This is a genomic window from Parafrankia sp. FMc2, assembly GCF_041008525.1.
In the GTDB taxonomy this organism is placed as follows: domain Bacteria; phylum Actinomycetota; class Actinomycetes; order Frankiales; family Frankiaceae; genus Parafrankia.
Genome location: NZ_JBFLUG010000074.1, coordinates 1 through 14,316, shown reverse-complemented (window position 1 = coordinate 14,316; position 14,316 = coordinate 1). Strand labels below are relative to the sequence as shown.

The window sequence follows — 14,316 nt, the reverse complement described above, 5'->3', positions numbered from 1 at the left end:
AAGATGTCGATGTGGGTGAGGGGTGCGGGATGGTGCGACGGCCGACGCTCGACGACAGGTTCTCGTTCGGACTGTGGACGGTCGGCTGGCCCGGGGTGGACCCGTTCGGGCTGGCGACGCGACCGCTGCTCGACCCCTGGGAATACGCCGGACGGCTGGCGGAGCTGGGCGCGTGGGGGATCACGTTCCACGACAACGACGTGTTCGCGTTCGACGCGGACGAGGCCACCCGTGACGACCGGGTCGGACGGCTGAAGGCGGCGACGGACGCGGCCGGCCTCGTGATCGAGATGGTGACGACCAACACCTTCACCCATCCGGTGTTCAAGGACGGTGGGCTGACGTCCAACGACCGGTCGGTGCGCCGGTTCGGGCTGCGCAAGGTGCTGCGGGCGGTGGACCTGGCCGCACGGGTGGGTGCGACGACGTTCGTGATGTGGGGCGGCCGGGAAGGCGGCGAGTACGACGGCTCGAAGGACGTCCACGCGGCGTTCGACCGGTACAAGGAAGGCATTGACACGGTCGCCGGCTACATCAAGGCGCAGGGCTACGACCTGCGGATCGCGTTGGAACCCAAGCCGAACGAGCCACGCGGCGACATCTTCCTGCCCACCGTCGGACATGCCCTGGCGCTGATTGCCGAGCTGGACCACGGTGACATCGTCGGGGTCAACCCGGAGACCGGGCACGAGCAGATGGCGAACCTGAACTACACCCACGCGCTCGGCCAGGCGCTGTGGAGCGGGAAGCTGTTCCACCTCGACCTCAACGGCCAGCGGGGCCTGAAATACGATCAGGACCTGGTCTTCGGGCACGGTGACCTGCTGTCCGCGTTCTTCACGGTCGACCTGATCGAGAACGGCTTCCCCAGCTGTCCCGACGGCCCCCGTTACACCGGCCCGCGGCATTTCGACTACAAGCCCTCGCGCACCGAGCACCTGACCGGTGTCTGGGAATCCGCCGCCGCCTGCATGTCGACCTACCTGTTGCTGGCCGACAAGGTGCGTCGCTTCCGCGCCGACCCCCGGGTCCAGGACGCGATGGCCTACGCCGGTGTCATGGACCTGGCCACCCCGACGCTCGGGCCGGGGGAAAGCGTGGCCGACCTGCTCACCGGCGACGACGACTTCGACCCGGATGCGGCCGCCGAACGCGACTTCGGCTTCGTCCGTCTCCAGCAACTCGCGGTCGAGCACCTTATCGACCGGCCGGGTGCGGACGACGTGTCGTGACGTTGGTCGCGGGGATTGATTCGTCCACCCAGTCCTGCAAGGTCGTGGTCCGGGACGCCCAGACCGGTGAGCTCGTCAGGTCCGGGTCCGCGCCGCATCCGGAGGGGACCGAGATCGATCCGGAGCACTGGTGGGCGGCGTTGCGGGCCGCGGTGAAACAGGCGGGTGGTCTGGCCGACGTCGCGGCGGTCTCGGTCGCCGCGCAGCAGCACGGGATGATCTGCCTGGACGCCGCCGGGACGGTGATCCGACCGGCACTGTTGTGGAACGACACCCGTTCGGCCCGGGCAGCGAACGACCTCGTCGCCGAACTCGGTGACGGCGACCCGCAGGCCGGAGCGGCCGCGTGGGTGGACGCGGTCGGCTCGGTACCGGTGGCGTCGTTCACGGTGACCAAGCTGCGCTGGCTGGCCGACCACGAACCCGTCGCGGCGGCACGGATCGCCGCGATCGCGCTGCCGCACGACTGGCTCACCTGGCGGCTGTCCGGCGCCCGCTCGCTCGACACGCTGCGCACCGACCGCTCCGACGCCTCCGGCACCGGCTACTACGACCCCGACCCCGCCAGCGGCGGCTACCGCCGTGACCTGCTCGCACTCGCCCTACGCCGCAGCGAACGGGACGGTGTCGACAGCATCCGCCTTCCCGACGTGGCGGGACCGGGCGAGGTAGTGGGCCACGGCGACCCGAGGGCCGGGCTGGGGCACCTCGCGCTGGGGCCCGGCTGCGGAGACAACGCCGCCGCTGCCCTCGGCCTGGGCCTCCATCCGAGGGAATGCCTGGTCTCGCTGGGTACCTCAGGCGTGGTCGCCGCCGTCTCAGACGTCCGGCCGGCAGACGCCTCCGGGTCGGTCGCCGGGTTCGCCGATGCCACCGGCCGCTACCTCCCGTTGGCCTGCACGCTCAACGCCAGCCGCGTTCTCGACGCCACCCGTCGGCTGCTCGACGTCGACCATGACGAGTTCGACGCCCTCGTCCGCACGGCGGAGGCGGGCGCGGACGGGCTGGTGTTCGTGCCCTACCTCCAGGGCGAGCGCACCCCGAACCTGCCCGACGCCACCGGCCAACTGCACGGCCTCACGCTTACCTCGATGACGCGGCCGAACCTCGCCCGAGCCGCCGTCGAGGGACTGCTGTGCCTGCTCGCCGACGGCATCGAGGTCCTACGCGGGCAGGGCGTACCGGTCGAGCGGGCCATCCTGGTAGGCGGCGGTGCCCGGTCGAGGGCCGTCCGTGAACTCGCCTCCGCGGTCCTCGGCCTGCCCGTCGCCATACCCCCACCCGGCGAGTACGTCGCCGACGGCGCGGCCCGCCAAGCCGCCACCGCGCTGTCCGGCGACGGCCCCCCGCCCACCTGGCACGACACCCACACGACGACCCACACGGCAACGCCGCTGCCCGACGTCCTGGCCCGGTACCGAACGGCCGCAGCCCAGATCACTCCGACCAGGGCCGTACCGACGGCGCCGATGCCGACGAAGACGGCGTAGGCGGTGCCGACGGGACCGAGCCGGCTCCATGATCGGTCGGTCCGGGTCGGTCATGTGTCCAGCGCCGAGTAGTCGAACCTCGTGAGGATGGCCTCGCCACCGAGGGCCTCGACGCCGATGACGCGTCCGGTGAAGCCGCCGGCGACCTCGGTGGAAAGGTACCGGCCGTCGACGGTGGCCAGGGCGTGGAACCCGTCGTCGAGGTAGCCCAGCTCGAGCCGGTCGGGGCCCTTGTCGGCGGTGAAGAAGGCGTGGTCGTTCGGGAGGGAGCGTACGGCGAGCGGACGGTCGGCGCCGACTCCGAGGACTGTCGCGAGCGTCTGGTCGAGCGGGCCGACTACGAGGCGAACGGAGAGCGTGTCGCCGTTTCGTTCGACCGCCGCCCAGTGCGCGTCGTCGATCCGGACGCTCAGGCCGGCGTCCCCTGAGGCGATCGTCGCGGACGCCTGCCACTGGAGGTCACGGGCACGCACGGCGAGCAGTCGCCGTGCGTCGCCCGCCGGGCCGGGGGCAAGGTCCAGCCCGCCTCCCGGTCGCTGGCGGGCGAACGTTCTCGGGTCGACACCTTGAGAGATCCATCGCGGGTGGAGTTCCCGGGCGGCGAAGTCGTCGCTGAACGAGGTCGGACAGGGCTCGGCGAGGAACCGGTCCTCGACGACCACCGGCCAACCGTCAACCCAGTCCACGCCGGCCAGGAAGGTCTCACGGCCGTTGACGTGGAACATCGGCGTAATTCCGCGAGGGCGCACGCCGAGGTAGACCATGGCCCACTGCCCGTCGGGCAGCTCGACGAGATCGGCGTGGCCGGTGTTCTGCACCGGATGATCGATGCCGGCCCGGGTGAGGATCGGGTTCGCGGCATTGCCCGTGAACGGGCCGGTGATGACGCGGGAGCGGGCGATCGAGACGGCGTGGCCGCGTTCGGTGCCGCCCTCGGCGATGAGCAGGTACCACCAGCCGTCGCGCCGGAACAGATGCGGGCCCTCGGCGTGCGCGCGCGCGGTCCCCTTCCACAGCGGCCGCTGCTCGGAGAGCAGCTTGCCTGTCTCCGGGTCGACGACCGCCTGATGGATACCGTCCAACGCCCAGGTGAGATAGCAGGTGCCGTCCTCGTCCCAGGCCAGGTCGGGGTCGATTCCGATGGCGCCCGTCGTGTACACGGGGTCGCTCCACTCACCGGCGGGGTCGTCGGCCCAGACGATCAGATGACCTTTCCTGATGTCGTTGACGTTGGTCGTGACGAGCCAGAACGTGCCGTCATGGTGGCGCAGCGTCGGAGCGTAGATGCCCGTGCTGGCTGCGGCGGGCCCGGTGGTGACGTTGAGCTGCGAGGGGCGGGTCAGGACGTTGCCGATCTGTTTCCACTCCACCAGGTCGGTGCTGTGGAAGATCGGTACGCCAGGGAAGTACTCGAAGCTCGAATTCACCAGGTAGAAGTCGTCGCCCACCCGGCAGATCGAGGGATCCGGGTAGAAGCCGGGAATGATGGGATTCACGTTCACTGCAGCTCCTCGGTGATTAACGCCAGGTTCCGGTGTGTCCAGGTCGGCCCGACCGGCGGGGCCTTCGAGGTGACCCGGGAACGGATCTGCGCCGACGGCACCGGAAACTGAGCCGGCACCGGCAATGTGAGCCCTGCCCCCGCCACAGGATGGTTCGAGCCACCGCCAGTTCACGCCACCGCCAGTTCACGCCACGGACTGCTCACGACAGTAGGAGCGGTAGGTCGCCGACGACCGGAGCAGCGACGCGTGGCTGCCGCTGTCGGCGACCTTCCCGTGTTCGACGACGGCGATGGTGTCGCAGCTGCGGACCGTGGCGAGGCGGTGGGCGATGACGAGCGAGGTCCGGCCGGCGAGCAGCCGTTTGAGGGCGCCGAGGACGACCCGCTCGCTGCCGGCGTCGAGGGCGCTGGTCGCCTCGTCGAGCACCACGACGGCGGGGTCCTTCACCATCACTCGGGCGATGGCGAGTCGTTGGCGTTGTCCGCCGGAGAGCATGACGCCACGCTCGCCGACCTCGGAGTGGATGCCGCTGTCCCAGGTCCGGACGAACTCCCAGGCGTTGGCCGCCTCGAGCGCAGCCTGGAGCTCGTCGTCGGTGGCGGTCGGTTTCGCGAGCCGGAGGTTACGGGCGAGCGAGCCGCTGAGCAGGACCGATTCTTGGAAGACGACGCCGACGGCGGCGCGCACGGAGCTCTGGGTCAACTCCCGCAGGTCTTGGCCGTCGATGGTCACGCGGCCGTCGAGCGGGTCGAAGAACCGCAGCAACAACTGTGTGGCGGTCGACTTTCCGGCGCCGGACGGCCCGACGAGGGCGACGCTCTCGCCGGGTCGGATCGTCAGGTCGAAGCCGTCGAGGACGAGGTGCGACCGCCGGCCGGGGTAGGCGAACGAGACGTCCTCGAAGCCGATCGCGCCGGCTGTGACGGTCAGCGCAGGCGCCTGGGGTCGATCGTTGACGGCGGGTCGTTCGGCGAGGAGTTCGGCGCCGCGTTCGCTGGCGGTCAGGCCGGCGAGCAGTTCCGGCAGGCCGGTCATGACCACTGTGAGCGCGCTCGATCCTCGTAGCCAGAAGCCCCAGATGCCGACGACGTCACCGATCGCCAGGGTGCCGGACGCCGTGCGCCACGCTCCGACGAACAGCAGCAGGAACGGTGCCACGAACGAGAGGTGGAAACCAAGCGGATCGGCGTAGCGGTGCTGGAGCCGCGCGAGCGACTCGGACCCGGCCCGCACCCGGTCGGTCCCGTCGCGGACCTCGGCGGCAGCGTCCTGTTCGGCGTTGAACGCTTTGAGGAGGGTGTTGACGCCGAGCATCTCGGCGAGGCTCCCGGAGGTCCTGCCGAGCTCGTCCCGGATGTCGCGGCTGTGGCGTCGAAGCCGCGGGAACACCAGCAGCGTCCACACCACGGCCACCGCGAGCAACCCCAGCGCGAGCAGCGCCATCCACGAGTCGACCCACGCGATCAGCCCCACCGAGATCACGAGCAGCGCGACCGCCCACCACACCCCCAGCCCCTGCCCCTGCCAGACCGTCACCTCGAGGCGTTCGATGTCCTGGTTGATCCGGGCGGCGACGTCACCGACGTGCGAGCGGTGGAAGAAGTCGACGGACAACCGCTGGACGTGTTCGTACAGGGAACGCCGCAGGTTGTTCGCCCACCGCGCGGCGCCGCGACGGGTCCAGGTGTGGGAGAAATAGGCGGCGGTGAGGAACGTCGCGGACACCGCCGCCGCGGCTGCCAGCGGTCCCTGCCAGCCGGTGTGGAGGAAGCGCTGCGGGTCGGCCTGGATGCGATTGAGCACCACCCGGAAGACGGCGGGAGTGAGGCTCTGCGCTACGGCGTCGATCAGGATCAGCAGGTAGCCGGCGACGAGCAGCCGCCTGCCGTCGCCGGCGTAGGCGAACAGGGTGCGCAGCGCCCGGGGTGCCTGCTCGCGCCGTGCTGGTCGTCCCTCCTCGCCGCCGGCAGGCCGTATCGGGTCCTCACCGCTGGGGACGGATGTCACGGGGAGGGCGCGCCGGACTGCTCGAGCAGTATGTCGGAGATCCGCTCGCGTAGCTCCGACAGAGCCCGGCCACCGGCCGCGGAACCCGGCTCCCGTGGCGCGAGCCCGAAACCGGTGTACATGACGCGGTGTTCCTCGGCCACCGGCGGCGCCGACTCGTGCAACGTGCAGCTCAGGTGGACCGTCAGGTCGCCGGGTTCGGTCGAGACCGCGACGACCGGCAGGTAGGGCCGCGTCTTGGCGATCTCGACCGGCATCAGGACCCGGTGGGAACCAGCGATCACTCGCAGCCGCCCGTTCGCTGCACCGCTCGCGGTGACGGCGATCCCGACGACCGCTCCCGAGCAGCCGTAGGCGTGGCGACCGAAGTGGCAGTCGCGATGGAAACTGACGTCGGAGGCGCCGACCGTCACGCCCAGTGGTTTGACGAGCGCTTCGAGGCCCCTGCCTTCGGCAGAAGGCTGCACGAGGTCGTCGTCGCCGGCCAGCGTGCGACGTAGCTGGTCCCAGCGCTCGCCGAGCAGGATCGCCTTGGTCGTCGGGGACCGGTCGACGAACTCCTGGAGCCGGACACAGCGGCGGCTGCCGTCCGCCACGGTGGCCCACCACGACCGGCCGTCGCCCTCCTGGTAGTCCGGCAGCGCGCGATCGATGTCGCGGGAGACCGCCACCATGGCCGTCGGGTCCACCCAGTCCCGCAGATGGAGGAAGCCGGCTTCCCGGAGGAAGTGAGCGACGTCGGCTGGATCGTCGTCGGGCGTGAAGACACGACCGAAGTCGAGCGGCTCCCCGCCGCGATCGACGAACCCGATTCCGTCGTCCACGGTCGGCCAGCCTTCGAGCAGCGTCAGCCACAGCGAGTCCCAGACGGAGACGTCCCGCTCGCTGCCACCGCGGTATCGCAGTGAGCGGGCGGTGAGCATCGCGTTGAACGACCGCTGGTTCTGGACCCAGTCGGAGAAGTCGACCTCGGTGAACGTCACGACGAGCGCGCCGTCGGCGATGCCGCGCGAGGCGGCCAGCGTGTCGCCGTCCGCCGAGAACGACCAGCAATGGTCGCCGATCTCGACGGCCAGCGGCGGGGCGTCGAGCGAAACGATTCCCGCCGCTACGAGGGAGCCGTGACGCGCGACGAGGTCCGGGAAATCGTCCTTCAGGAAGTCCTCGATGCCGACCTTCCGCAGGTCGGCATCACGGCGGGTGCGGCGGTCCAGGCTGACGGGCATACCTTTCCTCTCCCGCGAATCGGTCGTGCGATGGGGTCGAGCCGCCGGACGGTGGCCTCGGTACGAGCTAGATGACCGGGTAGCGCAGCCCGATCTGGGCACGTGCGGCGTCGAGCGTCCGCATCACCGAGACGGACTCCTCGAGCGGCATGACGTCGCTGTCCAGGAGCCCGGCCCGCAACCGGCTCTGCACGTGGCGGACCTGGTGATGCAACCCGCCGCCGGACCGGTCGCCGTCACCCTGCCGGGCGGGGGCATCTGTCCCGCCGGGCTCGGGGTTGCTCCCGTCGGCCGAGTCGGCGGCAGCGGGAAGACTCAGCCGTTCGGTGCCGGACCGGCCCCGGACGACCAGCTCCTCCGGGCAGTGCATGAACGCGGGCAGCTCGATGCTGCCCGCGGAGCCGGCGATGCGGCCGGTACACGCGAGACTTGCCCGCAGGGACGCCTTCGCGACCGCTACCGCGCCGCCGTCGCGGTAGCTGGTCAAGACGGCGATGTGCTCGTCGACGCCGGTCGAGCCGAGCTGGCCGAACGCCGCGACCTGCGCCGGTTCGCCGAGCAGCATGCTGGCCAGAGATATCGGGTAGACGCCGAGGTCGAGCAGGGCACCGCCGCCCTGGGCCAGGTCGAACATGCGGTTGGTTGGGTCCACAGGGAGGGGGAAGCCGAAGTCACCCTCGACGGCCAGCACGGTGCCGATGGTGCCCGCGGCGACCAACTCCCGGATCTTGACGTAGGCGGGCAGGAACCGGCTCCACATCGCCTCCATCAGGAACTGCCCCTGGGCCCGCGCGGTCGCCACCATCTCGGCGGCCTGTTCCGCGTCGACGGCGAAGGGCTTCTCGCATAGCACGCCCCTGCCGGCGCGCAGGAACAGCAGGGTGTGGCGGTGGTGATGGGAATGCGGCGAGGCCACGTAGACGACATCCACGCCGTCGTCGGCGGCGAGCCGCTCGTACGATCCGTACCTGCGTCCGGGCGGGATGCCGTGGGCGTCCCCGAACTCGTCGGCCGTCCGCTGGTGGCGGGAACCGACCGCCACGAGTTCGGCGTCGGGCAGGCGCCCCAGCGCGGCTGCGAACTGGTGCGCGATGGAACCCGTGCCCGCGATCGCCCAGCGATACGACATGGCAGCTCCTTGGCTCGCACGGGAACGAGGCGCCGAGCGGGGGTCCGTTCCCGAGGCGGTCAGGTGAGACCGTTCGCGCGGGCGACCTTGCCGAGCCAGCGGGCCGAGGGCTTGACGGTGCGCTCGAACGTAGTCCGGTCCACCGCGATCAACCCGAAGGTCATCTGGTAGCCCGACGTCCACTCGAAGTTGTCCAGCAGCGACCAGTGCAGGTAGCCGCGTACGTCGACGCCGTCCGCGACGCATCCGGCGAGTCCCCCGAGCGCCGCGCAGGTGTAGGCGACCCGGGCGTCGTCGTCGGCGGTAGCCATGCCGTTCTCGGTCACCAGGACGGGAACCCGAGCATGCTCGGCGGCCAGCCGAACGGTGTGGCCGAGCGCCTCCGGATAGACCTCCCACCCGGTCTGTGTGGTGGCGACCCCCTCGGGTACCGGCAGTATGCCGTCGGGACCGATCCGTTCCCGGGTGTAGGTCTGCACACCGACGAAGTCGTCGTCGCGGGAGACCTCGAGCCAGTCGAGCAGCGCCGACTGCCGGACCGCCCGCCATCGCTGCTCACCCCCGTCGGCGGGCTGCAGGTCGACGAGGGCCAGCGTCCACCCCACCGCCGGGTCACCCGGGCCGGACTTGATCGCCTCGACGGCCTTGCGGTGTGCCGTCGCCATGACATCGACGCTGTGAGAGGGCCAGGCGGCGCCGGAATCTGACTGCCTCGCAGGCTCCGGATCGGTCGAGTTCGATCGGCCGAGCGGTTCGTCGCGAGCGGCGGCCGGTACCAGGCCGATGTGGACCATCATCGAGACGAGGTTCGGCTCGTTGAAGGTACTCATCCAGGGGACGAGATCCCCGAGGTGCGCGGCAACCCGGCCGGCGTAGCGGGCGAAGCGGTCCGCGGCCGCGTCGTTGCTCCAGCCGCCGGCCGCCGCGAACCACCGCGGCGTCGAGAAGTGGCTCAGCGTCACGACGGGCGTGATGCCGCGCTCCAGACAGGCGCCCACCATACGGCGGTAGTGGTCCAGGGCGGCACGGGAGAAAAATCCTTCCTCCGGTTCGATCCGGGACCATTCCACCCCGAACCGATACGCGTTCAGCCCGAGGTCCGCGAGCAGCGTCATGTCCTCCGGATACCGGTGATAGTGGTCGCACGCGTCACCGGACGGCTCGGCGAAGTGCGATCCTTTCGCCCACTCGGCGTGCCACATGTCGGAGTTGACGTTGCCACCTTCGACCTGGTGCGGCGCGGTGGCCGCGCCCCACAGGAAGCCGTCTGGGAACTGGCTCATGCGAGCAGACCTCCAAGGAACGCGACGTCGTAGCAGTCGTCGCCGGGGGCGGACCGGTGGGGGCGGACCGGTAGGAGTTCGCGTCCAACCAGACCTCCTCGAGATGCCTCGTGAGACGACCGTGTGAAGGCACTCGCCGGTGGTCGTGCCATCCAGAGCAGTGGCAGGGTCGATGTGGTCATGACGCAAGCCACTAACGCGCGTCAGCCGAGTTCGGAGCACGGTACCATTGCGTCGCTAACGCGGGCAAGCTCGGATATCCCGCTGGCCATGACGAGGGGTAGGGGCGGTGGTCCTGCCGGAGGCGTCGGCGAGACGGTGTGTCATCGCCGCGGATGTCGCGCGGGCTGCCGGGGTCTCACGGGCGATGGTGAGCTACGTCCTCGAGGAGCACCGCGGCACAGGGTGAGAACGTCGGAACCTGGATCTCGATCGGGTACTCGTACCCGTGATCTCCTCGATGAAGGCGCTCTGATGATCCTGGGTCAAGCCCTGCCCGCCGTACTCCGTCGGAATGCAAATGCCGGCGAATCCCGCACACCGTCGAGCTCTGGGAACGCTATCTGTCGGTGAACCTCACCGGTACCTTCCACCGCATCGAGGCCGCCGACGGTCACCAGCGGAGGGCGGGTTCCGAGTCCGGGAGCAGCGGGCTGGCATAGGACAGGTCGGTAGTGTCCCAGTTGCCTTTGAGGAATCCCTTATGGGCTTCGGTGCGCTGGGGGCAGGGTTGTGCGGACGTTCCGTAACCCGCGTCGGATTCGGGCGGGTGTGAGCCATCCCGGCGGTGCCGGTTTCTCCCAGGACCGGCGCAGGTCTTTGGCCGAGAAGCGGGCGACGCGGAGCTGGGTGTGGGCCGCGACGACGAGCCAGGTCCAGCGGTCGGGCTGAGGGTGCGGATGTCGGGGCGGGTGCAGCGGAGTCGATCCGGCGTCGCTGACGCCTACGGCGCCTCCGACTGCGGCGTGCGGCGGTCGAGCGTGACGTGAGTGTCGTTGCGCAGCTGGGCCACCAGGCGGCGGGCCGTTCTTGCGCCGACGTGGAGTCGTTTGCGGAGTGTTTCGGAGGAGATCGGGCGGTGGTGCTGCTGCCAGTGCAGGACGTCTTCGGCGCGTGCCCGGTGGAGTAGGTCTTGCTCCCGGCCCCCCGCGTCGGCCCGTTCCAGAGACGTCTCGGTCGATCGCGCGGGCGTCTTGTCCGGCTGGGAGAGGGAAGCGGGAGTCTTCGACGAATCGTTTCCGGTTGGCGTGGATGAGCCGCCAACAGGTTGGTCGAGTGTTTGGAGGCCCTGGAGCGGCATGGGGCCGTCGTCTACCGGGAAGCCGACATCAGCGACCGTGAGCTGGTGATATTCAGCCGGCTACTCGGTGAGGTCGTTCCGAATCCTACGGGTGAGCACGAGTTCCCGGAGATCGCCACGATCACGCTGGATCCATCGAGGACGGACGCGGCGTTGGCCTGGTATCGGCAGGGGAACTTCCTCTGGCACATTGATGGCGCCACCGACGAGCTGCCGCAGAAGGCGACGCTGTTGACGGCGCGCGAGGTGGACGAGAACGGCGGGGACACCGAGTTCGCGAGCACGTATGCCGCCTACGCCGCTCTCCCCGCGGCGGAGAAGGAGCGGATCGCTGATCTCCGCGTGGCGCACAGCTTCGCCACGGCGCAGCGACGAGCCCATCCGGACGCGACCGAGGAGCAGCAGGCCACGTGGGCGCGGGTGCCTGCCCGGGAGCATCCGCTGGTGTGGACTCGTCAGACCGGCCGTAAGTCGCTGCTGCTCGGCGCGACGGCAGGGAAGGTCATCGGTTTGCCCGTGGACGAGGGACGGGCCCTACTGGAGAGACTGCTCGACTGGTCGACGCAGCCGAGGTTCGTCCTGCGTCACCGGTGGCGCGCTGGCGATCTCGTCATCTGGGACAACACGGGGATGCTGCACCGGGCGACGCCGTTTGCCGCGACATCGCGGCGGCTCATGCACCGCACCACCCTCGTCGGCGAGGTCGCCGTCGGCTGACGGACCGGGCGGCGTCTGACGACCCGGCGGGCCCGGGCGGGCCACGTGGACACAGGGGTCTTGCACGAGCGGAAGCTAGGAGCGTCGGAGGCTAAGATCAGCACGCCGAAGTCGATCTCCTCGGGCACCCCCCGAGATGGCCGGAGGCATTAGTCAAGCCGATCGTCTTCGGATCGAGCCCCTGGGACCCGGCAGCGTGTGAGCAGCACGATGGCTCGGACGGCCCCCGGGGGCGCGGGTGACCGACGGACTGGCCGGAACGAATTCGCACCCAACACGGTCGTCGACGCCAAGCACGTGATCGGCGATCGCCCCGGAACCGGGAGAAAAATCCGGTGCCGAACCGCTACAGACTCTGCTGGCCCTGGCTAATCGGCCCGAAGATCTTATTCTTCGCGATCGTGCCGACGGGGTTCGATGTGGTCAAGAAACCGCTCAATGATCTCGATCGCCTCGTGATGACCGGTATGGGTGCCGAAGGACTCCTCAAGCGCCAGCATGCGGGGAATAGAGTTGATCATGAACAGGAGCCCTGCCGGGGACACAACCCGTTCGTCAAGGCCGTAATGTGTCCACTGCCGGGACACGGCCTCGAGCTGAGCTTCGCGGACACGCTCACCACCGCGACCGATCTCGCCCTGAATGGCCTTGCGATGGTTCGCGAGAGCCATGAACTCCAGGAGTAGAGCTGTCGCGGTCTTGTCGCTCGCGTACTCCCAGACCGCTCGGAGCGGCTGCTCCGTTCGGGATGCCTCGGCGAATCGTTCGAGGATACGGTCCGTTCCGCTCCGCAACAACGCCACGAAGAGATCGTCAAGGGTGGGGAAGTAGTACTGCACGAGGCTCGCAGCAACGCCGGCGCGGGCCGCGAGACCTCGGTAGGTGACGGCGGCATAGCCGTGCTCAAGCATGAGGTGCTGCGCGCTGTTCAACAGCAGCGTTCGCGTCTTGGACGTCGTTGACCCGACACGGCGGGAGGATGCCACCAGCTACCTCCTCGTCGCCGCTCCATCCGCTCACCAGCGAAGGTATCGCCTGACGCCGCGGGGCCGATCCGGCGGGTCCCGGCCGGGGGCCACGAGTTGCCGGCAGCCCGGTGGCACCGCAGAGAGCGGGGACCGCGCCTCCTGCGTGGGACCGGTCAGCTGCCCGCGTCCACCATCCGGCAGATCATCGGGTCGTGCTGCTCGCATGCGGACGGGGTCTGGCACGGCTGGCCGCCTGAACCCGCACATCGTAGATCTCGACGCTGCCGTCAGAGTGCATCCTTGACTACCGAAAGCAACACAGGCTTCTACTGTCGGGCGGCGGACGCCGAACTGTACATTCGTACGACTAGTAGGACGTCTGTACAGCAGTCACGGGGAGGTCAGAGTGCGCATCGGTTTGACCGGTGGGGGTAGCTCGGCGGACAAGATTGTCCAGCAGGCGAAGGAGGCTGAGGCTCAAGGCTTCACGTCTCTGTGGTACGCGAGCGCCGTCACCGGTGACCCGCTCGTCGCCATGGCTGTCGCGGGCCGCGAGACGACCAGGATCGAACTGGGCACCGCCGTCCTGCAGACCTATCCCTGTCATCCTCTGCTGCAGGCCAACCGCGCCGCGTCCGTCGTCTCCGCGATGAACCGGCCCGGTTTCACCCTGGGCCTCGGCCCTTCACATGAAGGCTTGATCCGGGACGTCTATGGCCTGTCCTACGACCATCCCGGCCGCAGCACCGAGGAGTACGTCACCATCCTCACCGGCCTGCTCCGCGGTGAGGCCGTCGATGTCAAGGGCGAGGACTGGACGGCCTGCACCGCCGAGCGGATGGTTCCCATCGGCCACCCGGTGCCCGTGTTGCTCGCGGCCTTGTCGCCCCGCCTACTCCGGGTTGCCGGCCAGCTCGCCGACGGCGTGGTGCTGTGGATGGCCCCGCCGCGGGCAATCGAGACCCACGTAGCGCCGAAGGTGCATGCCGCGGCCACCGCGGCGGGCCGCCCGGCCCCGCGTATCGTCGCCGGACTTCCCGTCGCCGTCCACGACGACTTGGACGAGGCCCGCGCGGCCACGGCAGCTACCGCGGCCGGTTACGGCAGCCTGCCCAACTACCAGCGCATCCTCAGGATCGGCGGGGCCTCCACCGCGACCGAGGCTGCCATCGTCGGCGACGAGGCCTCCGTACGTGGCCAGCTCCACGGCCTGATCGACGCTGGCGCCACCGACATCTGGGTCAACGTGGTCCCAGTGGGCGGCACAAGGGAAGCGCGGGCGCTTTCCCGGCGGCGCACCACAGATCTGCTCCGTGAGCTTCTCGACCAGGGCTAGTAGACTGTCGCCGCTAATGTGTGGGGTATAGGTGGCGGAGTTTGGTGCGGGCGTCATCGGTGGTGAAGTGCCAGTTGACCTGTCGCTGGTCGGCGTTGACGGCTGCCTGCCAGGCGGTGAGTT

At 69.6% G+C, this 14,316-nt stretch carries 9 protein-coding genes and 3 pseudogenes; 4 read left to right on the top strand and 8 right to left on the bottom strand.

From position 1 onward, the window contains the following. Window positions 1-29: 29 nt before the first annotated feature. On the top strand, window positions 30-1,232 hold the full coding sequence (xylA, locus tag AB1460_RS22830; RefSeq protein ID WP_368963975.1) for a xylose isomerase: 1,203 nt from the start codon (window positions 30-32) through the stop codon (window positions 1,230-1,232). Beyond that, on the top strand, window positions 1,229-2,722 hold the full coding sequence (gene xylB / locus AB1460_RS22825) for a xylulokinase (protein WP_368963974.1): 1,494 nt from the start codon (window positions 1,229-1,231) through the stop codon (window positions 2,720-2,722). Before xylA ends, xylB begins: the two co-directional genes overlap by 4 nt. A 50-nt stretch (window positions 2,723-2,772) precedes the next feature. Here xylB and AB1460_RS22820 read toward each other — a convergent pair whose 3' ends face one another. From AB1460_RS22820 to AB1460_RS22790, 7 genes and pseudogenes are all read right to left on the bottom strand, one after another. Continuing rightward, window positions 2,773-4,224: a glycoside hydrolase family 43 protein gene (locus AB1460_RS22820; RefSeq protein WP_368963972.1), complete on the bottom strand. Its 1,452-nt coding sequence runs from the start codon at window positions 4,222-4,224 to the stop codon at window positions 2,773-2,775. Window positions 4,225-4,410: 186 nt separating this feature from the next. Beyond that, complete coding sequence (locus AB1460_RS22815) at window positions 4,411-6,234, bottom strand: ABC transporter ATP-binding protein (RefSeq protein ID WP_368963971.1); 1,824 nt, start codon at window positions 6,232-6,234, stop codon at window positions 4,411-4,413. Then, on the bottom strand, window positions 6,231-7,460 hold the full coding sequence (locus AB1460_RS22810; protein WP_368963969.1) for a phytanoyl-CoA dioxygenase family protein: 1,230 nt from the start codon (window positions 7,458-7,460) through the stop codon (window positions 6,231-6,233). Before AB1460_RS22810 ends, AB1460_RS22815 begins: the two co-directional genes overlap by 4 nt. Before the next feature lie 67 nt (window positions 7,461-7,527). After that, a complete protein-coding gene (locus tag AB1460_RS22805; RefSeq protein ID WP_368963968.1) occupies window positions 7,528-8,589 on the bottom strand; it encodes a Gfo/Idh/MocA family protein in 1,062 nt (353 codons plus the stop codon). A 59-nt stretch (window positions 8,590-8,648) separates the two neighbouring features. After that, a complete protein-coding gene (locus AB1460_RS22800; RefSeq protein ID WP_368963966.1) occupies window positions 8,649-9,872 on the bottom strand; it encodes a glycoside hydrolase family 1 protein in 1,224 nt (407 codons plus the stop codon). Window positions 9,873-10,254: 382 nt separating this feature from the next. Next, window positions 10,255-10,409 (bottom strand): annotated as a pseudogene (locus tag AB1460_RS22795) (acyl-CoA dehydrogenase family protein); the annotation flags it as partial. Window positions 10,410-10,576: 167 nt separating this feature from the next. Continuing rightward, a pseudogene (locus tag AB1460_RS22790) lies at window positions 10,577-10,756 on the bottom strand (transposase); the annotation flags it as partial. Between the two features lie 392 nt (window positions 10,757-11,148). Here AB1460_RS22790 and AB1460_RS22780 point away from each other — a divergent pair. After that, window positions 11,149-11,889, top strand: a pseudogene (locus tag AB1460_RS22780) (TauD/TfdA dioxygenase family protein); the annotation flags it as partial. Between the two features lie 386 nt (window positions 11,890-12,275). On the opposite strand, the gene AB1460_RS22775 reads toward AB1460_RS22780, so the two are convergent. Beyond that, window positions 12,276-12,875, bottom strand: a complete 600-nt coding sequence (locus AB1460_RS22775) for a TetR/AcrR family transcriptional regulator (RefSeq protein WP_368963964.1) — start codon at window positions 12,873-12,875, stop codon at window positions 12,276-12,278. 388 nt (window positions 12,876-13,263) lie between these two features. Between AB1460_RS22775 and AB1460_RS22770 the strand changes: the two genes are divergently transcribed. Continuing rightward, a complete protein-coding gene (locus AB1460_RS22770) occupies window positions 13,264-14,193 on the top strand; it encodes a TIGR03564 family F420-dependent LLM class oxidoreductase (RefSeq protein WP_368956834.1) in 930 nt (309 codons plus the stop codon). The last annotated feature ends 123 nt before the right edge of the window (window positions 14,194-14,316 follow it).

What these genes read in the sequence shown, in the direction of transcription:
- xylA (WP_368963975.1), top strand. Translation starts at nt 30, where the DNA reads ATGGTGCGACGGCCGACGCTCGACGACAGGTTCTCGTTCGGACTGTGG.
- AB1460_RS22810 (WP_368963969.1), bottom strand. Translation starts at nt 7,460, where the DNA reads ATGCCCGTCAGCCTGGACCGCCGCACCCGCCGTGATGCCGACCTGCGG.
- AB1460_RS22805 (WP_368963968.1), bottom strand. Translation starts at nt 8,589, where the DNA reads ATGTCGTATCGCTGGGCGATCGCGGGCACGGGTTCCATCGCGCACCAG.
- AB1460_RS22800 (WP_368963966.1), bottom strand. Translation starts at nt 9,872, where the DNA reads ATGAGCCAGTTCCCAGACGGCTTCCTGTGGGGCGCGGCCACCGCGCCG.